The sequence below is a fragment of the Microbacterium sp. AG1240 genome, from assembly GCF_003635115.1.
Lineage (GTDB): Bacteria > Actinomycetota > Actinomycetes > Actinomycetales > Microbacteriaceae > Microbacterium.
On sequence record NZ_RBXJ01000001.1, the window covers coordinates 1,018,488 to 1,042,460 of the forward strand.

The 23,973-nt window shown below is 70.2% G+C and carries 22 protein-coding genes and 1 tRNA gene; 17 read left to right on the plus strand and 6 right to left on the minus strand.

Going from position 1 to position 23,973, the window contains the following annotated elements; all coding sequences use genetic code 11:
- The first annotated feature begins 4 nt into the window (after positions 1 to 4).
- From DEU34_RS04665 to DEU34_RS04685, 5 genes are all read left to right on the plus strand, one after another.
- Positions 5 to 829 (plus strand): ABC transporter ATP-binding protein, encoded by an 825-nt coding sequence (locus DEU34_RS04665; RefSeq protein WP_121149022.1) that lies wholly within the window; start codon positions 5 to 7, stop codon positions 827 to 829.
- A complete protein-coding gene (locus DEU34_RS04670) occupies positions 826 to 1,509 on the plus strand; it encodes an ABC transporter permease (protein WP_121149023.1) in 684 nt (227 codons plus the stop codon). The genes DEU34_RS04665 and DEU34_RS04670 overlap by 4 nt, the downstream gene beginning before the upstream one ends.
- Positions 1,506 to 2,267 (plus strand): ABC transporter permease, encoded by a 762-nt coding sequence (locus DEU34_RS04675; RefSeq protein WP_121149721.1) that lies wholly within the window; start codon positions 1,506 to 1,508, stop codon positions 2,265 to 2,267. The genes DEU34_RS04670 and DEU34_RS04675 overlap by 4 nt, the downstream gene beginning before the upstream one ends.
- 45 nt (positions 2,268 to 2,312) lie before the next feature.
- Complete coding sequence (locus DEU34_RS04680; RefSeq protein ID WP_121149024.1) at positions 2,313 to 3,230, plus strand: ABC transporter substrate-binding protein; 918 nt, start codon at positions 2,313 to 2,315, stop codon at positions 3,228 to 3,230.
- 260 nt (positions 3,231 to 3,490) lie between these two features.
- Positions 3,491 to 5,302: an ABC-F family ATP-binding cassette domain-containing protein gene (locus tag DEU34_RS04685; protein WP_121149025.1), complete on the plus strand. Its 1,812-nt coding sequence runs from the start codon at positions 3,491 to 3,493 to the stop codon at positions 5,300 to 5,302.
- 9 nt (positions 5,303 to 5,311) lie between these two features.
- Here DEU34_RS04685 and DEU34_RS04690 read toward each other — a convergent pair whose 3' ends face one another.
- Positions 5,312 to 5,809, minus strand: a complete 498-nt coding sequence (locus DEU34_RS04690) for a MarR family winged helix-turn-helix transcriptional regulator (RefSeq protein ID WP_121149026.1) — start codon at positions 5,807 to 5,809, stop codon at positions 5,312 to 5,314.
- 67 nt (positions 5,810 to 5,876) lie between these two features.
- Between DEU34_RS04690 and DEU34_RS04695 the strand changes: the two genes are divergently transcribed.
- The 6 genes from DEU34_RS04695 to DEU34_RS04720 all read left to right on the plus strand — a co-directional run bounded on the left by DEU34_RS04695 (position 5,877) and on the right by DEU34_RS04720 (position 11,484).
- Positions 5,877 to 5,948 (plus strand) — tRNA-Gln (locus DEU34_RS04695).
- A 1-nt stretch (position 5,949) separates the two neighbouring features.
- Positions 5,950 to 7,398 carry a bifunctional UDP-N-acetylglucosamine diphosphorylase/glucosamine-1-phosphate N-acetyltransferase GlmU gene (gene glmU / locus DEU34_RS04700; RefSeq protein ID WP_121149027.1) on the plus strand — a complete coding sequence of 483 codons (1,449 nt, stop codon included), beginning with the start codon at positions 5,950 to 5,952 and terminating at the stop codon, positions 7,396 to 7,398.
- Positions 7,388 to 8,422, plus strand: a complete 1,035-nt coding sequence (locus tag DEU34_RS04705; RefSeq protein WP_121149028.1) for a ribose-phosphate diphosphokinase — start codon at positions 7,388 to 7,390, stop codon at positions 8,420 to 8,422. Before glmU ends, DEU34_RS04705 begins: the two co-directional genes overlap by 11 nt.
- A 118-nt stretch (positions 8,423 to 8,540) precedes the next feature.
- A complete protein-coding gene (locus DEU34_RS04710; RefSeq protein ID WP_121149029.1) occupies positions 8,541 to 9,032 on the plus strand; it encodes a hypothetical protein in 492 nt (163 codons plus the stop codon).
- 62 nt (positions 9,033 to 9,094) lie between these two features.
- Positions 9,095 to 9,919 (plus strand): FAD:protein FMN transferase, encoded by an 825-nt coding sequence (locus DEU34_RS04715; RefSeq protein WP_121149722.1) that lies wholly within the window; start codon positions 9,095 to 9,097, stop codon positions 9,917 to 9,919.
- The gene (locus DEU34_RS04720) at positions 9,916 to 11,484 is read left to right on the plus strand and encodes an FAD-dependent oxidoreductase (RefSeq protein WP_259460025.1); all 1,569 of its coding nucleotides are present in this window, start codon (positions 9,916 to 9,918) and stop codon (positions 11,482 to 11,484) included. Before DEU34_RS04715 ends, DEU34_RS04720 begins: the two co-directional genes overlap by 4 nt.
- 176 nt (positions 11,485 to 11,660) lie before the next feature.
- On the opposite strand, the gene DEU34_RS04725 is transcribed toward DEU34_RS04720, so the two are convergent.
- Together DEU34_RS04725 and DEU34_RS04730 are read right to left on the minus strand one after the other, a co-directional pair.
- On the minus strand, positions 11,661 to 13,106 hold the full coding sequence (locus tag DEU34_RS04725) for a HAMP domain-containing sensor histidine kinase (protein ID WP_310793500.1): 1,446 nt from the start codon (positions 13,104 to 13,106) through the stop codon (positions 11,661 to 11,663).
- Positions 13,103 to 13,837 carry a response regulator transcription factor gene (locus DEU34_RS04730; RefSeq protein WP_121149030.1) on the minus strand — a complete coding sequence of 245 codons (735 nt, stop codon included), beginning with the start codon at positions 13,835 to 13,837 and terminating at the stop codon, positions 13,103 to 13,105. Before DEU34_RS04730 ends, DEU34_RS04725 begins: the two co-directional genes overlap by 4 nt.
- 161 nt (positions 13,838 to 13,998) lie before the next feature.
- Between DEU34_RS04730 and DEU34_RS04735 the strand changes: the two genes are divergently transcribed.
- Both DEU34_RS04735 and DEU34_RS04740 read left to right on the plus strand, forming a co-directional pair.
- Positions 13,999 to 15,453: an ABC transporter permease gene (locus DEU34_RS04735; protein ID WP_121149031.1), complete on the plus strand. Its 1,455-nt coding sequence runs from the start codon at positions 13,999 to 14,001 to the stop codon at positions 15,451 to 15,453.
- Between the two features lie 41 nt (positions 15,454 to 15,494).
- Entirely contained in the window at positions 15,495 to 16,223 is a 729-nt protein-coding gene (locus tag DEU34_RS04740; protein ID WP_183042361.1) for an ABC transporter ATP-binding protein, read from the plus strand.
- A 110-nt stretch (positions 16,224 to 16,333) separates the two neighbouring features.
- Here the strand turns inward: DEU34_RS04740 and gndA are convergent, their stop codons facing one another.
- Entirely contained in the window at positions 16,334 to 17,929 is a 1,596-nt protein-coding gene (gene gndA / locus DEU34_RS04745) for an NADP-dependent phosphogluconate dehydrogenase (protein WP_121149032.1), read from the minus strand.
- Between the two features lie 28 nt (positions 17,930 to 17,957).
- Entirely contained in the window at positions 17,958 to 18,698 is a 741-nt protein-coding gene (locus tag DEU34_RS04750) for a FadR/GntR family transcriptional regulator (protein WP_259460026.1), read from the minus strand.
- Between the two features lie 152 nt (positions 18,699 to 18,850).
- On the opposite strand from DEU34_RS04750, the gene DEU34_RS04755 reads away from it, so the two are divergent.
- Genes DEU34_RS04755 through DEU34_RS04770 form a run of 4 tightly spaced genes read left to right on the plus strand, consistent with a single transcriptional unit; the run spans position 18,851 to position 23,632 of the window.
- Positions 18,851 to 20,242, plus strand: a complete 1,392-nt coding sequence (locus DEU34_RS04755; RefSeq protein ID WP_121149033.1) for a GntP family permease — start codon at positions 18,851 to 18,853, stop codon at positions 20,240 to 20,242.
- Between the two features lie 19 nt (positions 20,243 to 20,261).
- Positions 20,262 to 21,029, plus strand: coding sequence for an SDR family oxidoreductase (locus DEU34_RS04760; protein WP_121149034.1), 768 nt, complete (start codon positions 20,262 to 20,264; stop codon positions 21,027 to 21,029).
- A gap of 30 nt (positions 21,030 to 21,059) precedes the next feature.
- Complete coding sequence (locus tag DEU34_RS04765) at positions 21,060 to 22,076, plus strand: L-idonate 5-dehydrogenase (RefSeq protein WP_121149035.1); 1,017 nt, start codon at positions 21,060 to 21,062, stop codon at positions 22,074 to 22,076.
- A gap of 17 nt (positions 22,077 to 22,093) precedes the next feature.
- Complete coding sequence (locus tag DEU34_RS04770) at positions 22,094 to 23,632, plus strand: gluconokinase (protein WP_121149036.1); 1,539 nt, start codon at positions 22,094 to 22,096, stop codon at positions 23,630 to 23,632.
- 4 nt (positions 23,633 to 23,636) lie between these two features.
- Here the strand turns inward: DEU34_RS04770 and DEU34_RS16415 are convergent, their stop codons facing one another.
- Complete coding sequence (locus DEU34_RS16415; protein ID WP_259460027.1) at positions 23,637 to 23,765, minus strand: hypothetical protein; 129 nt, start codon at positions 23,763 to 23,765, stop codon at positions 23,637 to 23,639.
- Between the last annotated feature and the right edge of the window lie 208 nt (positions 23,766 to 23,973).

The window sequence follows — 23,973 nt, forward strand, 5'->3', positions numbered from 1 at the left end:
CGACATGATCGAGTTCACGAACGTCTCGAAGGAATTCCCCGACGGCACACGAGCAGTGGGCGACTTCGACCTCCTGCTGCCCTCGCGCAAGACGACGGTCTTCGTCGGGTCATCGGGATGCGGCAAGACCACCCTGCTGCGCATGATCAACCGCATGGTGGAACCCACGGCCGGCACCATCTCGATCGACGGCGAGAACATCGCCGACCGCTCGCCGGTGGAGCTGCGCCGCAGCATCGGGTACGTCATGCAGAACTCCGGCCTGCTGCCGCACTTCACCGTCGCCGACAACATCGCGACGGTGCCGGTGCTGCAGGGGCAGTCGCGCAAGGTCGCCCGCACCCGGGCTCTGGAGTTGATGGAGACGGTCGGGCTGGAGCCCTCCATGGCCGACCGCTACCCGAGCCAGCTCTCGGGCGGTCAGCAGCAGCGCGTCGGCGTGGCGCGCGGACTCGCGGCCGATCCCAACATCCTCCTCATGGACGAGCCGTTCGGGGCCGTCGACCCGATCGTGCGGGCCGAGCTGCAAGAAGAACTGCTCCGACTGCAGCGCGACATCGGCAAGACGATCGTCTTCGTCACCCACGACATCGACGAGGCGTTCCTGCTCGGCGACCAGGTCGTCATCCTCGAGAAGGGCGCCAAGGTCGCCCAGCTCGGCACGCCGACCGAGATCATCCAGAACCCGGCCAACGACTTCGTCGCCAGCTTCGTCGGAACGGAGCGCGGCAAGCGGGCGCTGCATATCGAGACGACGGCGAACGGGTCATTCCTCGTCGACGGCGAAGGACGCACGCAGGGAGCGCTCGTGGACGGACCCACCGGGTGAGCTGGGTTCTCGACAACCTCGGTCTCATCGGCGGCCTGACGCTCGATCACCTGCGCCAGAGCGTCATCCCCCTGGTGATCGGGTTCGTCATCTCGGTGCCGCTCGGGTGGGTGGCGTGGCGCTACCGTCTCGTACGCAGCGGCGTCATCACGATCACGGGTCTGCTCTACACGATCCCCTCGCTGGCACTCCTCATCCTGTTGCCGTCCGTCCTGGGCTACAGCATCGTGAGCGAGACAAACCTCATCGTGGCCCTGGCGATCTATGCGGTCGCCATCCTCGTGCGCTCCGTCGCCGACGGTCTCGACTCCGTCGACCCCGGAGTGCGCCAGGCATCGACCGCGATCGGGTACGGCACGTTCCGCCGCTTCTGGGCGGTCGACTTCCCCCTGGCGGGTCCGGTCATCCTCGCGGGCCTTCGCGTTGCCGCGGCGAGCACCATCTCGCTCGCGACGGTGGGCATCCTCGTCGGCGTCATCAACCTCGGCTACCTGTTCACGAACGGTCTGCAGCGCCGGATCATCCCCGAGGTGCTGGCGGGCGTCGTCGTGGTGGTGCTGCTCGCACTGCTCGTCGACTTCGTGCTCGTCGTGGCCGGCCGACTGCTCATGCCGTGGACGCGGGCGACGGCGGTGCGCCGCGTGCGCCGCGCCCCGATCGGTGCGGAGGCGACGGCATGAACCTCTTCATCGACGCGTTCGCGTGGATCTTCTCGCCCGACCGTCTGTCGGGCGACCTGCCGCTGCAGCTCGCGCTCTTCCAGCAGCTGGCCTACACCTTCGTCTCGGTCGTCATCGCGGCGCTCATCGCGGTGCCCGTCGGCTGGGCCATCGGCCACACCGGGCGCGGTCGCGAGGTCGCGGTCGCCATCTCGGGCGCCGCGCGCGCCATCCCCTCGTTCGGTCTGCTGATCCTGCTCGTTCTGCTCCTCGGGGTGCTGCGCAAGCCCGAGGCCGCGGTGATCACTTTCGTCATCCTGGCCATCCCGTCGATCCTCGCGGGCGCCTACACGGGTCTCGAGGCGATCGATCGCCGGGTCATCGACGCCGGGCGGGCGATGGGAATGACCGAGTGGCAGATCCTGTGGCGCATCGAGGTGCCCCTCGGACTGCCGCTGCTCGTCGGGGGCCTGCGCGCCGGAACGCTGCAGGTGGTCGCCACCGTGGCGATCGCCGCGTACATCGGTCTGGGCGGACTCGGGCAGTACATCATCAGCGGTCTGCAGTTGCGCCAGCTCGACGTGATCATCGGCGGTGCCATCCTCGTCGCCGTCCTCGCCCTGGTGCTCGATGCGCTGTTCGCGATCGTGCAGCACCTGGTCGTACCGCGCGGCATTCGCGCCGGCGCCGTCGCGGCCGGCTCGGAAGGCCGCAAGAAGACCTCGCGCACCGCGACCGAACGTCCGGTGAGCGTCACGACGGCCGACGCCGCCCGTTAGACGCCCTCGGGAACACGAAACCCCACCAAGGAAAAGAGAAATAACATGTTCACAGCACGAACTCGAAAGGGCCTCGTCGGCACAGCCGTCGGCGCGGCGGCGCTCCTCGCCCTGGCCGGCTGCTCGTCCAGCAGCCCGCTTGATTCCGGCGCGTCCGCCGGCGACGGCGGATCCGACGGCCCCATCGTCGTCGGGTCGCAGGCCTACCCGTCGAACGAGATCATCGCCGAGATCTACGCCCAGGCTCTCGAGGCCGCGGGCTTCGAGGTCACGACCCAGTTCAGCATCGGACAGCGCGACGCCTACATCCCGCTGCTCGAAGACGGCTCGGTCAACCTGTTCCCCGAGTACTCCGGCAACCTGCTGCAGTACTTCGACGCCGCGACCACCGCGCGTACGTCCGACGAGGTCTACGCGGCGCTCCCCGACGCGCTGCCCGAGGGCCTGAAGGTTCTCGACCAGTCGGCGGCGACCGACCAGGACTCCTACACGGTCACGGCCGCCTTCGCCGAGGAGAACAACCTCACCACGATCGCCGATCTGGCGAACGTCACGGTCCCGCTGACGCTCGGCGGCAACGCAGAGCTGGCGGAGCGTCCCTACGGTCCGACCGGCCTGAAGGACACCTACGGCGTCGACGTCTCGTTCACCCCGACCGGTGACACCACGGTGGAGGATCTCCTCGCCGGCACCGTCAACATCGCGAACGTCTACACGGCCGACCCGCGCATCGAGACCGACGACCTCGTCGTGCTGGAAGACCCCGAGGGTCTGTTCCTCGCGTCGAACATCGTTCCCGTCGTGAGCGCCGACTTCCCGGCCGACGCCGCCGACGTCATCAACAAGATCAGCGCGGCGCTGACCCCCGAGGGTCTGGTCACGCTGAACGTGCAGAACACCGTCGACCAGCGTTCGGCGAGCGACATCGCGGCCGACTGGCTGAAGGAGAACGGCCTGGCCTGACCAGCATCCGTTTTCCGAGGGTCGTCCGGCTTCCGCCGGGCGGCCCTCATCGCGTCGGCGGTGTGGCGCGACGACGGGGGGAGCGGCGGAGCGGTGCGAGGGTCCGCGACGCTGGCATCGGGACGGGCGGGAGACGCCGGCCGAAGGCCGACGTCGAGGGCATGCGTCGCGGACCGTGACACCGCGCAGCTCGCACCGTTACCACGCCGCCACCCGCGCACACCATCCGCACACCCGCGACCCCGTACCCTGGAGGCAATATGGCGCATCTTCTCGGGGCCGAGTCCCTGCATCTCGAATACCCGACCAAAGTCGTCTTCGACGCCGTGACCCTGGGGGTCTCGGAGGGTGACCGCATCGGCATCGTCGGCCGCAACGGCGACGGCAAGTCGAGCCTCCTGGGCATGCTGGCGGGCCTGCGCCAACCCGACTCCGGACGCGTCACGGTCCGCAGCGGCGTCACGGTGGGCGTGTTGCACCAGGCCGATGAGCTCGACGATGACGACACCGTCTCGAACGCTGTCGTCGACGGGCGCGCGGAACACGAGTGGGCGGGCGACGCGCGCACGCGCGACGTGATCGCCGGCCTCCTCTCCGACGTCCCCTGGGAGGCGCGCATCGGAACGCTCTCGGGCGGTCAGCGACGCCGCGTCGCGCTCGCGCGGCTACTCTCGGGAGACTGGGACATCCTCTTCCTCGACGAGCCGACGAACCACCTCGACGTCGAGGCGATCACCTGGCTCGCCGCACACGTGAAGCGCCGGTGGGCCGCGAATTCGGGAGCCCTCCTGGTCGTGACGCACGACCGGTGGTTCCTCGACGAGGTGAGCACCGTGACGTGGGAGGTGCACGACCGCATCGTCGATGCCTTCGAGGGCGGGTACGCGGCCTACATCCTGCAGCGCGTGGAGCGCGATCGGCAGTCGGCGACGATCGAGGCGCGTCGTCAGAACCTCGCCAAGAAGGAACTCGCGTGGCTGCGCCGCGGCGCGCCCGCGCGATCGACCAAGCCCAAGTTCCGCATCGACGCGGCGAACGAACTGATCGCGGATGTGCCGGAGATCCGCGATCGCATCGCGCTGCAGTCGCTGGCGACGTCCCGACTGGGCAAAGACGTCGTCGACCTGATCGACGTGGCCGTGAGCTACCCCTCGACGGGCTCGGGGGAGCCGCGCCAGGTCTTCGACGACGTCACGTGGCTGATCGCCCCGGGGGAGCGCACCGGCATCCTGGGCGTCAACGGCGCCGGCAAGTCGACTCTCCTCGGCCTCGTGGACGGATCGATCCAGCCCACCGAGGGCCGCGTCAAGCGCGGCAAGACCGTGCATGTCGCGACGTTGACGCAGCGCCTCGACGAGCTCGAGCAGCACCTCAAGGATCCCGTGCGCGTGGTGATCTCCCGGTTGCGCACGTCGTACACCTTCGGCACCGGCTCGAAAGCGCAGGAACTCTCACCCGGACAGCTGCTCGAGCAGCTCGGTTTCTCCAGCGCGCAGCTCTCCACCCCGGTGAAGGATCTCTCGGGCGGGCAGAAGCGGCGCCTGCAGCTGCTGCTGATCCTGCTCGATCAGCCGAACGTGCTGATCCTCGACGAGCCCACGAACGACCTCGATACCGACATGCTCGCGGCGATGGAGGATCTCCTCGACTCGTGGCCGGGCACCCTGCTGGTGGTCTCGCACGACCGGTACTTCCTCGAGCGGGTCACCGACCAGCAGTACGCCATCCTCGGCGGCAAGCTCAGGCACCTCCCCGGTGGCGTCGACGAGTACCTTCGCCTGCGCGCGAAGGGAGAGGGCGCGGCTCCGACGCCGGCTGGCGGCAACCCCTCGACGTCGACGCCCGCTCTGTCCGGAGGAGACCTCCGCGCGGCGCAGAAAGAGGTCTCCGCGATCGAGCGGAAGATCGTCAAGCTCGACGGCCAGGTGAGTTCGGCCCGCACCGCGCTCGTCGAGTGGGATCCGTCCGATTACGAGGGTCTCGGTGCGGAGATGAAGAGAATCACCGCGCTCGAGGCCGAACGTGACGAGCTCGAGGGTCGCTGGATGGAACTGAGCGAGGCGCTCGACTGAGTCGCGGCGTCAGGAGTCGAAGCCGAGGCTGAGCTTGCGCAGGAGCCCGGCCAGGCGGTCTCGATCACCGCGCGAGAGCGCGCCGAGCAGCAACGCCTCGGCGTCGACGAGGCGGGTGATCGCCGCGTCGACGCGCGTTCGTCCGTCGGCGGTGAGGGTGACCAGGATGCTGCGTCCGTCGCCGGGGTCCGACTCCCGCCGCACGAGCCTCCGCCCCACCAGGCGGTCGATGCGGTTCGTCATGGTGCCGCTGGAGACGAGCGTCTGCTGCAGCAGCTGCTTCGGGCTCAGCTGGAACGGCTCGCCCGCCCGGCGGAGGGCCGACAGCACGTCCCATTCCCACGACTCGAGGTCGCTGCGGCGGAACGCCTCCCTGCGCGCCCGGTCGAGGTGGCGCGAGAGCCGGTCGACGCGGGAGAGTACTTCGAGGGGCGAGAAGTCGAGATCGGGGCGTTGACGCACCCAGGCGTCGACGATGCGGTCCACCTCGTCGCTGTGCGGGGTCATCGCACCATTATCGTCGGCGTCCGCATGGCAGACTTGTCGGGCGCCGACAGCCCCGAGGCGGGCGCGGTCCGCCGTGGTGTAATGGCAGCACGACAGCCTTTGGAGCTGTGAGGTCTAGGTTCGAATCCTGGCGGCGGAGCATGAACGAAACGAGCGAACTCGCCATCGTGATCCTGGCCGCAGGCCAAGGAACCCGCATGCGGTCCACCCTGCCGAAGGTGCTGCACGCGGTGGGCGGTCGTCCGCTCGTCGGGCACGTGCTCGACACCGCCGGGGCGTTGAACCCCACGCGCGTCATCGTCGTGGTGCGGCACGAGCGCGATCTCGTCGCTGACACGGTGCTCGGCCTCGCTCCGGGTGTCGTCATCGTCGACCAGGACGAGATCCCCGGAACCGGGCGCGCGGTGCAGGTCGCCCTCGCCGAGCTCGGCGACTTCGACGGCGATGTGCTCGTCCTCAGTGCCGACGTGCCCCTGCTCGAGTCGTCGACGCTCTCCGACCTGCTCGACACCCACCGCGCGCAGCAGGCGGCCGCGACCCTGCTGAGCGCGCGACTGGACGATCCCACCGGCTACGGCCGCATCATCCGCGGAGCCGGCGGCGGCGTCGAGCGCATCGTGGAGCAGAAGGATGCGACGGCCGACGAGGCATCCGTCACCGAGATCAACGTCGGGGTCTACGTCTTCCAGGCCCCGTCGCTGCGCACCCACCTCGAGCTGGTCGGCACGGCGAACGCGCAGGGCGAGAAGTACCTGACCGACGTCGTTCGTCTGCTCCGCGACTCGCGCCACACGGTGGCCGCCGCCGACGCTCCCGACGCCTCGACCGCGCTCGGGGTGAACGATCGCGTGCAGCTCTCCGAGGCCGCGCGCATCCTGAACGCGCGCACGGTACGGCACTGGCAGCTCGAGGGCGTCACGATCCTCGACCCGGCCACGACGTGGATCGACGTCACCGCCACGCTCGCCCCCGACGTCACCGTGCTGCCGAACACCCACATCCTGCGTTCCACGGCCGTGGGCCGCGGCGCGCTGATCGGTCCCGACACGAGCCTCGTCGACTGCGAGGTGGGGGAGGACGCGACGGTCACCCGCACCGATGCGACGCTCGCCGTGATCGGCGCGAAGGCGAGCGTGGGTCCGTTCGCCTACCTCCGGCCCAACACGGTGCTGGCGTCCAAGGGCAAGATCGGCACGTTCGTGGAGACGAAGAACTCCACGATCGGCGAGGGCAGCAAGGTGCCGCACCTGTCGTACATCGGCGACACCACCATCGGCGAGCGGGTGAACCTCGGAGCCGGTGCGATCACCGCGAACTACGACGACGTTACCAAGCACCGCACCGAGATCGGCGACGAGGTGCACACCGGCTCGCACAACGTCTTCGTCGCGCCCGTTAGGATCGGAGACGGCGCGAAGACCGGCGCGGGAGCCGTCGTCCGCAAGGACGTTCCTCCCGGCGCCCTGGCACTCAGCGTGGCCCCCCAGCGCAACATCGAGGGGTGGGTCGACAAGAACCGATCGGGCACCGGAGCGGCAGCCGCCGCGGCACGCGCCCGGTCTGCACAGGAAGCCGGCGATGGCTCGTAAGAAGAAGACCGTAGACCTCGACCGCGAGAACGACATCGCCCCGGGCCTGGTCGCCAAGACCAAGAAGCGGCTCGTGGTCGCGACGGGTCGCTCGCACCCCGACCTCGCGCACCAGGTCGCGCAGCAGCTCGGCACCGAGCTCGCGCCCACCGAGCACCGCACCTTCGCCTCGGGCGAGATCTACACCCGGTTCGAGGTCTCGATCCGCGGCTGCGACGTGTTCGTGATCCAGTCGTTCGGCCCCCCGGTCAACGAGTGGCTGATGGAGCTGCTGATCATGCTCGACGCGCTCAAGCGCGCGTCGGCGAAGCGCATCACCGTGGTCGCTCCGTACTTCCCCTATTCACGGCAGGACAAGAAGGGCCGCGGACGCGAGCCCATCAGCGCCCGCCTCGTCGCCGACCTGCTGAAGACGGCCGGTGCCGACCGCGTGATGAGCGTCGACCTGCACGCCGCGCAGATCCAGGGCTTCTTCGACGGCCCGGTCGACCACCTCTTCGCCAAGCCCGTGCTGCTCGAGCACTTCCAGGCGAACCTGAGTCCCGAAGACCGCGAGACGCTGACCGTCGTGTCTCCCGACATGGGCCGCGTGCGCGTGGCCGACACCTGGTCGGACAGCCTGAACGCGCCGCTGGCGATCATCCACAAGCGTCGCGACCCCAAGGTCGCCAACCAGGTCACGGTGCGCGAGATCGTCGGTGAGGTCGACGGCCGCACCTGCCTCCTCGTCGACGACATGATCGACACCGGCGGCACCATCGCGAAGGCGGCGCAGGCGCTGAAAGACGCGGGCGCGCGCAAGGTCATCGTCGCGGCGACCCACGCGATCTTCAGCGATCCGGCTCGTGAGCGGTTGCAGCATCCCGCCATCGACCAGGTCGTGGTGACCGACACGGTTCCGATCCCCGAGGAGAAGCGATTCCCGTCGCTCATCGTGCTGCCGATCGCGCCTCTTCTCGCCCGCGCCGTGCGCGAGGTCTTCGAGGACGGCTCGGTCACGAGCATGTTCGGCGGCGAGGCCTAGCCCTTCCACAGTGCGCGCATAAGGTGAACCGTCACGCTGATGGTCTCGTGTCACCTGAGTGACGATCCTGCTCGGTAGAGCAGCAGGATCGCGAGGCACTGCTGAAGGAGCACCCCCCATGATCCGCACCACCGCCGTACCCCGCCCCGTCCGCGCCGGAGCCGCCCTCGTGGGTGTCCTCGGTATGGTCACCCTCGCCGGATGCGCCGGCGCCACGACGCCCGCCGCCGACGCCGAGGAGACGACGCCCGCGACCACCGCACCGTCGTCCTCGTCCGCAACCGGCACAGACACGGGTTCGATCGTCGGCAGCGCCTACACCGACGGGACCTACACGGCCGAGGGGTCGTATTCGACCCCGGAGTCGGTCGAGACCGTCGAGGTGACGATCACGCTCGAGAGCGACGTCGTCACGGCCGTCGAGGTGACCGGCGACCCGCAGGCCGCCGAGTCGAAGCGGTACCAGTCCGAGTTCATCGGGGGCATCTCCGACGAGGTCGTGGGCAAGCTGGTCGACGACGTCTCGGTCAGCCGTGTCGCGGGGTCCTCGCTCACCAGCGGCGGGTTCAACAAGGCTCTCCAGACGATCAAGTCCGAAGCCGCGGCCTGACCGGCGTCGTGAGCTCCGCGACTCCCACCCGCGCGGTGTGGTCGTTCGAGGCGATCGGCACGATGTGGTCGATCGAGACCGACGCCCCTCTGGGCCACGGGGTGCGCCTCGAGGTCGAGACGGCGATCGACGCGTTCGACCGCGACTGGTCGCGGTTCCGCGACGACTCGGTCGTGTCCCGGTTGGCCGGCTCGGGAGGCTCTGCTCCCGTTCCGCCCGATGCCGTCGCGATGCTCGACGTCTACACCGCGCTCGATGAGGCCACGCGGGGAGCGGTGAACCCGCTCGTGGGCGCGTCGCTCGCCCGCCTGGGCTATGACGCGCGGTACTCGCTCGTCGCGCAGGGCGACCCGATCGCTGCGCCCGAGCACTGGCGCGACATCGTGCGGTGGGATTCCGGCACCCTCGCGGTGGCCGCACCGGCGACGATCGATGTGGGAGCTGTGGGCAAGGGACGGCTGGTCGACCTCGTGACCGATGTCGTCTCCCGCGCCGTCGACGGCGACCTCGTCGTCGACGGCGGCGGCGACCTCGTCGTGCGCGGGACCCCGCAGCGGATCGGGCTGGAGCATCCGTACGACCCGCGCCGCGTCATCGGCGCCGTGACGGTGGCGGATGCTGCGCTCTGCGCCTCGGCCGTCACCCGCCGCGCCTGGGGCGAGGGGCTTCACCACGTGCTCGACGCACGGACGGGCGCCCCCGTGCGCGCGTACGCGGCGACGTGGGCGCTCGCCCCCGACGCTCTGCACGCCGACGCGCTCGCGACGGCGCTGTTCTTCGACGGCGGGCCCGAGCTCGCCGCTTCCTGGGGAGCCCACTGGGTTCGAATGCGCACGGACGGCCGCGTGGAGTGGTCGCCGGGCAGTGAGGCAGAGTTGTTCACGTGATCGCCACCCTCGTCGCGGGTTCTTCCCGCGTTCTCGCCGTCCTCGGACGCGTCTCGATGTATCGGCTCGTGATGATGTCGCTCGCCGTGCTGGCAGCGCTGTCGTTCGTGCTGTCGTTCTTCGACCTCGTCGGCCCCGGGCCGTTCGAGATCCTCGTCACGGCGGTGGTGCTCGCCCTCGCGTGCGCGGGCGCCGATCTCGCCGCGCAGAGCGTGCTGCGCCTGCCTCGACGATTCGAGTCGTCGTTCATCACCGCGGCGATCCTCCTGTTCGTGCTGCGTCCGACGCTCGAACCGATCGCGATCCTGGGCATCGTGCTCGCCGCGGTCGCCGCATCCCTGTCCAAGTACGTGCTCGTCTGGCGGGGCCGTCACATCTTCAACCCCGCGGCCGTCGGCGCCACGGTGCTGACCTTCGTCAGCGTGCTCGCCCCCGACCTGGGCGCGTCGTCGTGGTGGGTGGGCACCCCCGTGCTCGCGGCGCCGGTCGTCGTGCTGGGGATCGCGATCCTCTGGCGCACCGAGAAGCTGCGCATGGTGGTCGGCTTCTGGATCGTGGCCACGGCAGTCGCCTTCCTGCGCACGTCGTCGCAGTACCAGGCGATCGGCGAGACGATCGACCCGGGCGTGCTGCTCACCCAGGTCGCGTTCTCCTCGCCGTTCCTCTTCCTCGGCGCGTTCATGCTGTCCGAGCCGCTGACGATGCCGCCCCGCCGCTGGCAGCAGTACACCGTCGCCGTCGTCGTCGGTGTCTTCGCGGGGTGGCCCATCCCGGTCGACCTCGGCATCGGCACCGTCACGCTCGGTCAGGAGCGCGCGCTCCTCATCGGCAACCTGCTCGCGTTCTTCTTCGCTGTCCGTGCGGCGGTGCGTCTGACGCTCGAGCGCCGACGCGACCTGACCCCCACGGTGCGCGAGCTCACCTTCCAGGCCAAGCGCCCGTTCGCATTCCGCCCCGGGCAGTACCTCGAGCTCGACGTCCCCCACACGCACCCCGATGCGCGGGGAACGCGGCGCGAATTCTCGATCGCCTCGGCACCCGAAGACCTGCCGATGGTGCGGATCGCGTTCAAGGACGGGTCGAAGAGCAGCTTCAAACGCGCCCTCGCCGAGGTCGCGCCGGGCTCGCCGCTGGCCGTCACGGGCGTGTGGGGCGATTTCCTGCTGCCCGTGAAGTCGTCGTCGCCGGTGCTGCTGGTCGCCGCGGGGATCGGCGTGACACCCTTCGTGTCGCAGCTGCGGCACCTGGTCGCTACCGACCAGGACCGCGACATCGTGCTCGTCTACGTCGCGTCGACGGCCGACGAACTGGCGTTCCGCGACGACATCGTCGCCGCGGGCATCCCCGTCGTGGTCTTCACGCGCGACGAGCCGGTCGATCTGCCCCCGCGCTGGACCTGGGCCGGACGCAGCACGCGGCTCGACTCCGACGGCCTCATCCGCGCGATACCCGACATCGAGGGCCGCCACGCCTACATCTCGGGTCCGCCCGCGCTCATCGCCGACCTCGCGCCGGCCCTCGGCCGCGCGCGGTCGCTGACCACCGACGCCTTCGCAGGCTACTGACCCGCCGTCCCGTCGCCTGCGTGCGCGAGCACACGGGTCGGGTTCGTGCGCACGGGGTGGTGCCGGGCGCAGACCGTGTGCCCGGGCGCAGAGCGTGTGCTCGCGGGGCGGGGCGGGGCGGGGCGGGGCTGGGCGGGGCGGGGCTGGGCGGGGCGGGGCGGGGCGGATGCTGCGCGTCAGGCGGGGTCGGACGGCTTCGCCGGAAGCCGCACCTCGAACGTGGTGTCGCCGGGCGCGCTGCTGACGGAGATCGTGCCCGCGTGGGCCTCGACGATGGCGCGGGCGATGGAGAGGCCGAGGCCGGTGCCGCCGGTCTTGCGGGCCCGCGAACGGTCGGCGCGGGAGAACCGCTCGAACAGCTCGTCGGCGACCGCGGGGTCGACGCCGGGTCCGTCGTCGTGCACGCGCAGCACCGCCTCGTCGCGCTCGCGGCGAACCGAGACGGTGACGATCGTGCCCTCGGGCGTGTGGGTGCGAGCGTTGGCGAGCAGGTTCGCGACCACCTGGTGAAGGCGCGACGTATCGCCGGCGAGATGGACGGGCTCGTCGGGCACGTCGATCTCCCACTGGTGATCGGGCCCGGCGGGTCGGGCATCGCCGACCGCCTCGAGAGCGAGCTGGGTGAGGTCGACGGTTCCGTAGACGAGCTCCTGCCCCTCGTCGAGGCGGGCGAGGAGGAGCAGGTCTTCGACGAGGGTCGTCATGCGCAGCGACTGCGCCTGGATGCGGGAGAGCGCTTCGTGCGAGGTATCGCTGAGCGTCCGGTCGCGCAGCGACAGTTCCGAATAGCCCCGGATCGATGCCAGCGGGGTGCGGAGCTCGTGGCTGGCGTCGGCGACGAAGCGCCGCATGAGCTCCTCGTTCTGCTGCCGGGCCGACAACGATGCGTCCACGTGGTCGAGAAGACTGTTGAGCGCGGCGCCGACCTGGCCGATCTCGGTGCGATCGTCGGTCTGCTCGTCGGGTACGCGCTCGGTGATCGACACCTCGCCCTGGTCCATGCGCACCGACGCGACGCGCTGCGCCGTCTCGGCGACCGCGCGCAGCGGCTTCAGGCCCGCCCGGATGACGATCGCGATGATCGAGCCGAGGAGAACGAGTCCGCCGGCGGTGACGAGGGCGATCGTGGTGAGGATCTGAGCGATCGTCGAAGTCACGTCGGTCAGCGGCAGACCGAGGACGGCCGACCCCGTGCTGGCCACTCGGTACTCGCCGAGCCCGGGCAGGTCGATGACCTCCGACGCCGGGGCGCCCACGAGGGCGTTGACCACGTCGTCCATCTGGTCGGAGTCGAGCTCGCGGACGGTGTCGCCGTCGACGTACGCGCCGGTGATACCGGCGAAGTTCGACACGACGAGCACCGTGCCCGGCTCGAAGAATCCGGCCCTCAGCACCGCGCTGGCCGTGCTCTGCGGGCCGAACCGCAGCTCCTGCGCCTGCGACTGCACCTTCGTCTGCAGGTTCTCCTGCAGCACGTTGCTGAGGATCGCACTCGTTCCGAGAGCGATGCTCGCCAGGATGATCGCGACCATGCCGATGATCGCCATCATGAGTCGGGCCTGCAGGCTGTAGGCGTGCCCGCGCCGCTTCGTGGTGGTGGCTTCGGCGGTGTCGGCCGTCACTGCGGTGCTTTGATCATGTAGCCCACGCCCCGGACCGTGTGGATCAGCGGCTCGCGACCGGAGTCGATCTTCTTGCGGAGGTAGGAGATGTAGAGCTCCACCACGCTGGAGCGGCCGCCGAAGTCGTAGTTCCACACGCGGTCGAGGATCTGAGCCTTGGACACGACGCGCCGCTGATTGCGCATGAGGTATCGCAGCAGTTCGAACTCGGTCGCCGTCAGGTCGATCGACGTCCCCGCACGGGAGACCTCGTGGCTGTCCTCGTTCAGCGAGAGGTCGCCCACGTGGAGGATCGGCTCGCCGCCGCCGGCGAACGCCGTGCCCGCGCGTCGCATCAGTCCCCGCAGGCGCGCGACGACCTCCTCCAGGCTGAACGGCTTCGTGACGTAGTCGTCGCCGCCCGCGGTCAGACCCGCCACGCGGTCGGACACGGCGTCTTTCGCGGTGAGGAAGAGCACCGGCACGTCGTTGCCCGAGTGGCGAAGCCGCTGCAGCACGGCCATGCCGTCGAGGTCGGGCATCATGACGTCGAGCACCATGGCGTCGGGTGCGAAGTCGCGCGCGGCCTGGAGCGCCTGAAGGCCCGACGCGGCTGTCTGCACGTCCCAGCCCTCCATCCGCAGCGCCATCGACAGGAGGTCGGTGAGCATCTGCTCGTCGTCGACGACGAGCACGCGAAGCGCAGAGCCGTCAGGACGGGTGAGGGCGGGGGAGGCGGCGGTCGCGGTCATGCACTCATTGTGCTCGCCCACCTATGTGGTTCCTATGGCGAATGTTATGGCTGCGCTGTGAATCCGATCTCATCGTGTTTCCACACGTGCGCCACACGCGCGACATGAGTGCGATTCCTACCGTCGGGGGACGGCGGCATCCGGGCGCCGGGAGGAGACACATGTACTGGACGTATTTGCGCCGCGAGCTCGCCGGCCGCAAGAGACACACCATCATCGTGGCCGCGGGGCTCGCGATAGCGATCGCCCTCGTCATCGTCGTCGCGGCGTTGTCGGCCGGCGTCCGCGATGCGCAGACCCGGGCCCTCGCCTCGGTCTACGGCGTCGGCACCGACCTCACCGTCACGGGGGCGTCGGTCGAGCCCGGTCAGGGCGGGGGCTCGCGCTTCGACTTCGGGCAGGACGACGGCGAGACCGAAGACGGCACGACCAGCCTCAGCCAGTCGCGCCTGATGACCGACATGCTGCGCGGCACGCTCGAGGCCGCCGCCGTCGACACGGTGGCCTCGCTCGACGGGGTCGCGGCAGCATCCGGCGCCCTGTCGCTCACCAACACCACCTTCTCGGGCGAGATGCCCGACATGTCTCAGAGGGGCGAAGGAGTGACCCCGGGTCAGCCGCCCGCGGGCGGCGCCGACGGCGCCGGGGGAAGCGCCTTCGACATCCAGTCGTTCAGTGTGCTGGGGATCGACCCCGCCGCATCCGGGATCGGCCCGCTGTCATCGGTCACCGTCACCGACGGACGAGGGCTGGATGCGGGGGATGCGGGCGCGAACGTCGCCGTGGTCGACAGCGGCTACGCCGCGACGAGCGCGCTCGCCGTGGGCGGCACGATCGACATCGGCGGCACCGCGATGGAGATCGTCGGCCTGGTCTCGTCGACGTCGTCCACTGCCGACACCGCAGCGGACGTCTACCTGCCGCTCGCCGTGGCCCAGACGCTCGCCGGGGTGGACGACGTCATCTCGACCGTCTACGTGCAGGCGGCGTCGGCCGACGGCATCGGCGCGGTCCAGACCGAGATCCGATCCGCACTCCCCGATGCGACGGTCAGCTCCCAGTCCGAGCTCGCCTCGACGGTGTCGGGGTCTCTTTCCAGCGCCTCGTCGCTCGTGTCGAGCCTCGGCACCTGGCTGTCGGTGCTGGTCCTCCTCGTCGCCCTCGTGCTCGCCGTGCTCTTCACGATCTCGGGTGTCTCCCGTCGTACTCGGGAGTTCGGCACCCTCAAGGCGATCGGCTGGTCGAACGGACGCGTGGTCGGACAGGTCGCGGGGGAGTCGCTCGTGCAGGGACTCCTCGGCGGCGCAGCCGGGCTCATCATCGGTCTGGCGGCCATCGCCGCGATCAACATCATCTCGCCGACGATCTCGTCGGCCCCCGAGACGACGACGGGCGCCCCCGGCGGAGGCCCCGGCGGGATGGGCGCGGGCGGCGGCGGACCGTTCGGGCAGGCCGCGACGCAGGTCGCCGATGTCGTACTCAACGCTCCGCTGACCCCGTGGATCATCGTGGCCGCGGTCGGCCTCGCGGTGGGAGGCGGGCTCGTCGCGGGGGCGTTCGGAGGATGGCGTGCCGCGCGCCTCAGCCCCGCAGAAGCACTGCGGTCGGTCGCATGAGACCCGGCCGTCCGTTCGACACCTCAATCGGAGAAGAGAGCATGACCATCGCAGACAGCTCGAGCACCCCGTCCGGCATCGACGAGCGCTCGCCGATCTACCGCCTCGCGGGGGTCACCCGCACCTACAGACAGCGCGAGCGTGTCGTGAACGCGCTCGCGGGAGTCGATCTCGAGATCGAGCAGGGCGACTTCGTCACCATCCAGGGTCCGACGGGCGGCGGGAAGTCGACGCTCCTCCAGCTTCTCGGCGCGCTCGACCGTCCCACCGCCGGATCGGTGCAACTCGGCGAGATCGACGTCGCCGTCGCATCGAACGCCGAGATCGGGCGCCTGCGTGCCGCCGAGATCGGCTTCGTCTTCCAGGGGTTCAACCTCATCCCGACGTTGACGGCCGCCGAGAACGTCGACATGGGTCTCGAGCCGCTCGGCCTCGACCGCGACGAGCGTGCGACCCGGGTCGCCGAAGCGCTCGCCCAGGTCGGTCTCGCCGATCGGGCCGACCACCGGCCCGGGGAGCTCTCGGGAGGGCAGCAGCAGCGGGTCGCCATCGCGCGGGCGGTGGCGAAGCGGCCGCGGGTGCTGCTGGCCGACGAGCCGACGGGCAATCTCGACGAGCGGATGCGCGACGAGATCCTCTCCGTGCTGGAGGGGCTCAATGCGGCCGGGCTCACGCTCATCGTGGTGACCCACGATTCGGCGGTCGCCGCCCGCGCCCGTCGACGCCTGCGCCTCGATCGCGGGATGGTGACCGACATCACGCGCCGGTGACGCAAAGACCGCGAGACGTCATCCCCGGCACGAGACAGCGCACTACGGTCGCAGTCTCGTATACGGAGTGACGTCTCGCGGTTCGGGCGTTCGCGCCGCGCGGCGCGGCGTCAGTGCGTGTCTTCGGCCTCGATCTCGCTGCGGTCGCCCGACCACAGCGTGTGGAAGGTGCCGGGCTTGTCGATGCGCTTGTAGGTGTGCGCACCGAAGAAGTCGCGCTGGCCCTGGATGAGGGCGGCGGGCAGACGCTCGGCGCGGAGCCCGTCGTAGTAGGCCAGCGACGACGAGAACGCCGGTGCCGGGATGCCGACTCGTGCGGACGTCGCGACGACGTCGCGCCAGGCGGACTGGCTGCGCTCGAGCGCTTCGACGAAGTACGGCGCCGTCAGCAGCACCGCGAGGTCGGGCGTCTCGGCGTAGGCCTCGGTGATGCGGTTGAGGAACTGGGCGCGGATGATGCAGCCGCCCCGCCAGATGCCCGCGATGGCGCCGAGGTCGATCTTCCAGCCGTACTCGGCCGCGCCCGCACGGATCTCATCGAACCCCTGCGAGTAGGCGACGATCTTCGACGCCCACAGCGCGAGCCGGATCTTCTCGATGAACTCGTCCGCGTCGTCGACCGCGAAGTCGCCCTCCGCCGACGGGCCGGGCAGCCCGCCCGAGATCGCGCGCTGCTCGGCGTGCGACGAGAGCGAGCGGGCGAAGGTCGCCTCGGCGATGCCCGAGACGGGCACGCCGAGCGAGAGGGCGGTCTGCACCGTCCACGCGCCCGTGCCCTTCGCACCGGCCTGATCGACGATCACGTCGACGAGCGGGCCTCCGGTCGCCGCATCCGTCTGACGGAGCACCTCGGCGGTGATCTCGATGAGGTACGACTCGAGCTCGCCGCGGTTCCACTCGGCGAAGATCTCGGCGATCTCGGCGGGGGACTTGCCCGTGCCGCGACGGATGAGGTCGTACGCCTCGGCGATCAGCTGCATGTCGGCGTACTCGATGCCGTTGTGCACCATCTTGACGAAGTGGCCGGCGCCGTCGTGACCCACGTGGGTGACGCACGGCTCGCCCTCGGCGACCGCGGCGATCGATTTCAGGATCGGGCCCAGGGTGACCCACGACTCGTCCGAGCCGCCGGGCATGATCGAGGGGCCGAGGAGAGCGCCCTCCTCGCCGCCGGAGACGCCCATGCCGACGAAGTTGATGCCGGTCTCGCGGACGGCCTTCTCGCGGCGGATCGTGTCGGTGAACAGCGCGTTGCCGCCGTCGACGATGATGTCGCCCGGCTCGAAGACGCGCACGAGCTCATCGATGACGGCGTCGGTGGGGCGGCCGGCCTTGACCATGATGATCGCCGCGCGGGGCTTCTGCAGGTTGGCCGCGAACTCCTCGTAGGAGAAGGCGGGCGCGAAGCCGGCCTCGGGGTGCGCCTGCACGAGGTGCTCGGTCTTGTCGGAGCTGCGGTTGTAGACCGCGACGGTGTTGCCCTCGCGGCTGGCGAGGTTTCGAGCCAGGTTCGACCCCATCACTGCGAGACCGACGACACCGATGTTGGCCTGCCCACCGGTGGCGGGGGCGTCGACGCCGGCTTCGCCGACGGGGCGGCGGACGTTCTCCGAACCGGGGGCCGATTCGTGGTCGGGGGCAGAATCCGGCCCGTCGGCCTGATCAGGCGAGAGGTGCTTCTGTGCGGACGTGGGGTCAGAGGACACGCGAACTCCTTGAAGTCTCGGAACCCCCTCAGGCTACCGGGATCGAACCGGGCGCCGTCGACGGCTGCTGGAGCGCGCTGACCTCGTCGGCGACGAGCGCCAGGTGGTGCCGGGCCTCGCGCTCGGCGACGTCGACGTCGCCGGCAGCGACGGCTGCCGCGGTGGCGACGTGCGCTTCGAGCGTGCCGGGCCGCGGGTCGGAGGGGGTGAGCCCGTAGGAGGTGCGTCCGCGGAGGATCTCGGTCACGGGCCCCGCCATCTGGGCCAGGAGCGCGTTGCCGCTGGCCGTCAGCAGCAGCGAGTGGTAGGCGATGTCGGCCGCGAGGTAGTCGTCCGAATCGCCCAGGCCCGCAGCCCCGAGGTCGCTGAGGGCGGTCGCCGAACGCAGGAGCTCGGCCCGCTGCTCGGCGGTGGCGCGCTGAGCGGCGAGCCTCGCCGCGACCGGTTCGACGGCTTCGCGCAGATCCATGAGCTCGATCAGCTGATCCCGGCGTCGGGGGCCGTCGAGCGTCCACTGGATGACCGAGGCATTCAGGTTGTCCCACTCGGTGCGCGGCTGCACGGTGATCCCCACGCGCCGGCGGGATCGGACCAGCCCGTGGGTCTCGAGGACGCGGACGGCCTCCCGCACCACGGTGCGGGAGGTGCCGAACTCCTCCTCGAGCCCGGCGAGCGTCAGCACGGTGCCCGCGGGCAGCGTGAGGCCCGCGATCCGGCGTCCGAGCTCCTGCACGACGCGGCTGTGCGAACCCTCGCGCATCGCGCTCATCAAGCCTCCGTTTGGTAAAAGTACTATCTTTGTGGCAGCCTGACCGTGGCTTCCAGGGAAGCGCTCCGTCGAGGCGGTCCCCACCCTAGTCAGCCCCGGTCGCGCGGCGTCAGCCACCGGCCGGTCACCCTCGAATTCAACGGAGAATCCCCATGGAAGAGTGGACTCAGACACTCGGAGCGCTCCCGCTGCTCGGCATCGCCGCAGCAGCGATCGCGGTCATCCTGTTCCTGGTCATCGTCGTCAAGCTGCACGCGTTCCTCGTGCTGGTGCTGGTGTCGCTGCTGACCGCGCTCGCCACCGGCATCCCGACCGGTGAGATCTCGGGAGTGCTGGTCAGCGGGTTCGGAGGCACGCTCGGGTCGGTGGCCCTCCTCGTGGGTCTCGGCGCGATGCTCGGCAGCCTCGTCGAATCCAGCGGCGGCGCCCGCGTGCTGGCCGAGAAGATGGTCGACGTCTTCGGCGAGAAGCGCGCGGCCTTCGCCCTCGGCATCGCCTCGCTGATCATCGGCTTCCCGATGTTCTTCGACGCCGGTCTGATCGTCATGCTGCCGGTGGTGTTCGCCGTCGCGCGCCGCGTCGGCGGCAACAACCTGCTGCTGTACGGGATCTCCTCGGCGGCGGCGTTCTCGGTGATGCACGTCTTCCTCCCGCCGCACCCGGGTCCGGTCACCGCGACGGAGTACTTCGAGGCCAACCTCGGCGTCGTCCTGCTCGTCGGCATGCTGGTCGCCTTCCCGACCTGGTACATCTCCGGATACCTCTGGGCCAAGCGCGTCAACAAGCGCATCCCCATGCCCGTGCTGGCATTGTTCGGTCGTCCCGAAGACGACGTGCAGGCGGTCAACCCGCCGAAGGCGGGCACGGTGATCGGCATCATCGCCGTCCCCATGCTGCTCGTCTTCCTGAACACCGGACTCGACGCCCTCGGCTCGATCGGCGTCGTCGATTCGACCGCGCTCTGGGTGCAGTTCCTGACGCTCATCGGCACCAGCCCCGTCGCCCTGCTCATCTCGGTGCTCGTCGCCCTCGTCGTCCTGGGCCGGGCCCGTGGCGTCGGCGGAAGCGCGCTGGAGAAGATCGTCGAGCGCTCGCTCGGCCCGATCTGCTCGGTGATCCTCATCACCGGCGCCGGCGGGATGTTCGGTGGCGTCCTGCGCGCCTCGGGTATCGGCGACGCACTGTCGGGCACTCTCGCCGACCTCGGCCTCCCCGTCATCTTCGCCGCGTACATCATCGCCGTGGTGCTGCGCCTCGCGCAGGGCTCCGCGACCGTCGCTCTGGTCACCTCCGCCGGCCTGGTCGCGCCCGCAGTGATCTCCGGCGGCTTCAACCCTCTCGAGGTCGCGGCGATCACGCTCGCGGCAGCGGCGGGCTCGGTCTTCGCCGGACACGTCAACGACTCCGGGTTCTGGCTCGTCGGTCGCCTCATGGGGATGGACGTGAAGACCACGCTCAAGACCTGGACGGTGCAGCAGGGTCTCGAGTCGATCATCGGCTTCGTGCTCGTGCTCATCGTGTACGCCGTCGCGCAGCTGTTCTGACAGAAAGGCACCCCGAGAGATGAATGCGATGTTCGACCTCACCGGCAAGACCGCCCTCGTCACGGGCTCGTCCCGTGGCCTGGGGCGCGCGCTCGCCCTCGCACTGGCCGATGCGGGCGCCGGCCTCGTGCTGCACGGGCGCGATGAGGCGGCGCTCGCGGAGTCCGCCGACCTCGTCCAGGCGCGGAGCGGTCGTCGCCCCGTGACGGTGACGTTCGACGTGACGGATGCGGCGGAGGTCGAGCGCGCGATCGGCGGGCTCATCACCGCGCACGGCGTGCCCGACATCCTGGTGAACAACGCGGGCGTGCAGCGCCGCGCGCCGTTCGCGGAGTTCCCGGTCGCGGACTGGGACGCCGTCATCGCGTCGAACCTCTCGAGCGTCTTCTACGTGTCGCGCTTCATCGCCCCGGCGATGATCGAGCGGGGGTCGGGCAAGATCGTCAACATCGCGTCGGTGCAGTCGATGCTGGCACGGCAGACGATCGCCCCCTACTCGGCGAGCAAGGGCGGGGTCGCGCAACTCAGCCGGGGAATGGCGGCCGACCTCGCGCGGCACAACATCCAGGTCAACACGCTCTCGCCGGGGTACTTCGCGACGGAGATGAACTCCGCGCTCGTCGCCGACGCGGAGTTCTCGGCGTGGGTCGAGCAGCGCACCCCGGCGCAGCGCTGGGGGCGCCCCGAAGAGCTGGCGGGCACGCTCCTGTATCTCGCGTCGTCGGCGAGCGATTTCGTCAGCGGGCAGAACATCTTCGTCGACGGCGGCATGACCTCCGTCGTCTGACCCACCGTCCCCGTCATGAAAGGAACGACCATGAGATCGGTCGTCATCAGCGGCAAGCTCGACCTCGACGTCGTCGACGCCCCCGAGCCCCAGCCGGCGCCGGGGCAGGTGCGCATCCGGGTCGATTTCGTCGGAATCTGCGGATCCGACCTGCACTACTACTTCGAGGGTGCCAACGGCGCGTTCGTCGTGGAGGAGCCGCTCGTCCCCGGCCACGAGCTCTCAGGTCGCGTCGACCTCGACCCCCGCGGGGTGCTGGCGCCGGGAACCCCGGTGACGGTGCACCCTGCGCGGTTCGGCACGCCCACGCGGGGCACCGAGGACGAGCCCCACCTCTGGCCGGGGGGCTCGTACCTCGGCAGCGCATCGACCCGCCCGCACACGCAGGGCGCGATGAGCGAACTGCTCGTCGTCGAGGCCGACATGGTGCGCGTGCTCCCCGCCGACCTCCCCGTGCGTCGAGCGGTGCTCGCGGAGCCCCTCGCCGTTGCGCTCCACGCGATCACGCGCGTCGGCGACATCACCGGTGCCCGGGTGCTGGTGTCGGGCGCCGGACCGATCGGGCTCCTCACCGCCGCCGCGGCGCGCGCGAGCGGGGCCGAGCACGTGACGGTGTCGGACGTGCTCGACGAGCCGCTTCGCCGGGCCGCCGGCCTCGGAGCCGATGCCGTCGTGCGCATCGGCGAGCAGCCGTTGCCCGACGAGGCCTTCGACGTGGTGTTCGAGTGCTCGGGCGCCGCCCCGGCGATCTCGGCCGCGCTCTCCGCTGTGCGTCGACGCGGCACCGTGGTGCAGGTCGGGATGGTGCCGAACGAGCCGAGGCCGCTCAACATCGCACCCCTGATCTCGAAGGAGGTGGCCCTCCTCGGCGTCTTCCGGTTCCACGACGAGATCGACGACGCTGTGCGTCTCCTGGCGCAGCATCCGCAGATCGAGGCCGTCATCACGCACGTGCTTCCCGTCGACGACGCCGTGCGTGCATTCGAGATCGCCAAGGACTCCACGGCCAGCGGCAAGGTCGTCGTCGAGCTCTCCGCCGGCCGCTGACCTGGGAGGATCTGACCATGACGGATGCTGCGGACCTGGTCATCGGGCTCGACCTCGGAACGACCAGCACGAAGGCCGTGGCCTTCGCGGTCGACGGCACCCAGGTGGCCACCGCCTCGCACGGGTACGCGCTCGAGACCCCCCACCCCGGGTATGCGGTGCAGGACCCGGAGGCCATCCTCGCCGCCGCCTACGCGGCCGTGCGCGACGTCGTGGCGGTGACGGGCGCCGGTCGGATCGCAGGCATCTCGTTCTCGTCGGCGATGCACAGCCTCCTCGCCCTCGACGCGGCGTACCGACCTCTGACGCCCGTCGTCACCTGGGGAGACACTCGCGCCGGCGTCCACGCCGAGCGCCTCCGGGCCCAACCGGGCGGCCTCGCGCTGCACCGGCGCACGGGTACCCCGCTGCACCCGATGTCGCCCCTGCCCAAGCTGGTGTGGTTCCGCGAGGTCGAGCCGAAGCTCCACGAGGAGGCCGCGTTCTGGGTGGGCATCAAGGACTGGCTGCTCGTGCGCATGTGCGGCGCGCTCGTCGTCGACCACTCGCTCGCCTCCGCCAGCGGCCTCATGAACATCCACACGCTCGCCTGGGACGACGAGGCCCTGTCGATCGCCGGAATCTCGGTCGAGCAGCTCCCCGAACTGGTTCCCACCCGCCACGTGCTGCGGGGCATCACCGAGGAGGCGAGCGCCGCGATGGGCCTTCCCATCGACACGGCGGTGGTCGTCGGCGCCGGTGACGGCCCGCTCGCGAACCTCGGCGTCGGAGCGGTCGGCCCGGGCGTGGCCGCATGCTCGATCGGGACGAGCGGAGCTCTCCGCGTCGGAGTGGACAGGCCCGCGGTCGATCCTCAGGGCGGGGTGTTCTGCTACGCGCTCACCGAGGACCGATGGGTGGTCGGCGGGGCGATCAACAACGGCGGGGCGACCCTCGACTGGGTGCGCACGCTCCTCGCACCCGAGATCGCATCGGGCGAGGAGGCAGAGTTGCTCGAACTCGCCGCCCGCGCCCAGCCCGGTTCCGGCGGGTTGATCATGCTGCCGTACCTGCTCAGTGAACGCGCCCCGCACTGGAGTGCGCTTCCGAAGGGTGCCTACATCGGGCTGTCGCGAGCCCACACCCGCGAGCACCTGATCCGGGCGGCGCTCGAAGGGGTCTGCCTGCAGCTCGCGCTCGTGCTGCAGTCGATGCGGGCCGCCGGGCTCGAGATCACGCAGATGCGCGCCACCGGGGGAGTGATGAAGAGCGACCTCTGGCGCGACGTGCTCGCCGCGGCTCTCGACATCCGCGTCGACTTCGCCGAGGGCCAGGAGGGGTCGAGCTTCGGAGCCGCCCTCCTCGGTATGGAGGCGCTCGGACTGATCGATTCGATCGATGTCGCCGCCGACCTGATCCCGGTCGATGACCACGTGCGGCCCGATCCGACCGCAGCATCCGTCTACCGACAGCTGCAGCCGGTGTTCGGTGCGCTCTACGACCAGCTCGTGCCCACGTTCGCGAGCCTGCGGCGGCTCGCGCCGTCGCTGCCGGTCGAACTGCGCGAGCTCCCGTGATCGGTCAGGGCTTGCGGTAGCCCTGTCGTCCCATCGAGAACAGCGCCGCGATGAGGCCCACTCCGCCGACCGCGGCGATGCCGCCGACGATCCACAGCATGACGTGGGAGAAGAAGTGAGCGTCCAGGTCCAAGGGGTCCTCCGGAGGGGATCGGGTGCGTCTTCATCGTACCGTCGCCGCTGGTAGACTCTGTCCTTGAACTTCGGCGAGGGATGCCCACGTCGCCCGTGAGGGTGATCGCAGCATCCGTGATCGACGCAGTGAAGCAGGCTCACGGCTTTCCTCACGCGCTCGCGTTCGAGTCGAATCCACCCCAGACCACAAGCACTGGGCAGTACCC

Bases quoted from the DNA above. Each gene is read 5' to 3' on its own strand.
- DEU34_RS04735 (WP_121149031.1), top strand. From the start codon at position 13,999: ATGTACTGGACGTATTTGCGCCGCGAGCTCGCCGGCCGCAAGAGACAC.
- DEU34_RS04730 (WP_121149030.1), bottom strand. From the start codon at position 13,837: ATGACCGCGACCGCCGCCTCCCCCGCCCTCACCCGTCCTGACGGCTCT.
- DEU34_RS04690 (WP_121149026.1), bottom strand. From the start codon at position 5,809: ATGACCCCGCACAGCGACGAGGTGGACCGCATCGTCGACGCCTGGGTG.
- DEU34_RS04740 (WP_183042361.1), top strand. From the start codon at position 15,495: ATGACCATCGCAGACAGCTCGAGCACCCCGTCCGGCATCGACGAGCGC.
- DEU34_RS04675 (WP_121149721.1), top strand. From the start codon at position 1,506: ATGAACCTCTTCATCGACGCGTTCGCGTGGATCTTCTCGCCCGACCGT.
- glmU (WP_121149027.1), top strand. From the start codon at position 5,950: ATGAACGAAACGAGCGAACTCGCCATCGTGATCCTGGCCGCAGGCCAA.
- DEU34_RS04750 (WP_259460026.1), bottom strand. From the start codon at position 18,698: ATGAGCGCGATGCGCGAGGGTTCGCACAGCCGCGTCGTGCAGGAGCTC.
- DEU34_RS04760 (WP_121149034.1), top strand. From the start codon at position 20,262: ATGAATGCGATGTTCGACCTCACCGGCAAGACCGCCCTCGTCACGGGC.
- DEU34_RS04710 (WP_121149029.1), top strand. From the start codon at position 8,541: ATGATCCGCACCACCGCCGTACCCCGCCCCGTCCGCGCCGGAGCCGCC.
- DEU34_RS04755 (WP_121149033.1), top strand. From the start codon at position 18,851: ATGGAAGAGTGGACTCAGACACTCGGAGCGCTCCCGCTGCTCGGCATC.
- DEU34_RS04770 (WP_121149036.1), top strand. From the start codon at position 22,094: ATGACGGATGCTGCGGACCTGGTCATCGGGCTCGACCTCGGAACGACC.
- DEU34_RS04715 (WP_121149722.1), top strand. From the start codon at position 9,095: ATGTGGTCGATCGAGACCGACGCCCCTCTGGGCCACGGGGTGCGCCTC.
- DEU34_RS04765 (WP_121149035.1), top strand. From the start codon at position 21,060: ATGAGATCGGTCGTCATCAGCGGCAAGCTCGACCTCGACGTCGTCGAC.
- DEU34_RS04705 (WP_121149028.1), top strand. From the start codon at position 7,388: ATGGCTCGTAAGAAGAAGACCGTAGACCTCGACCGCGAGAACGACATC.
- DEU34_RS04685 (WP_121149025.1), top strand. From the start codon at position 3,491: ATGGCGCATCTTCTCGGGGCCGAGTCCCTGCATCTCGAATACCCGACC.
- DEU34_RS04665 (WP_121149022.1), top strand. From the start codon at position 5: ATGATCGAGTTCACGAACGTCTCGAAGGAATTCCCCGACGGCACACGA.
- DEU34_RS04680 (WP_121149024.1), top strand. From the start codon at position 2,313: ATGTTCACAGCACGAACTCGAAAGGGCCTCGTCGGCACAGCCGTCGGC.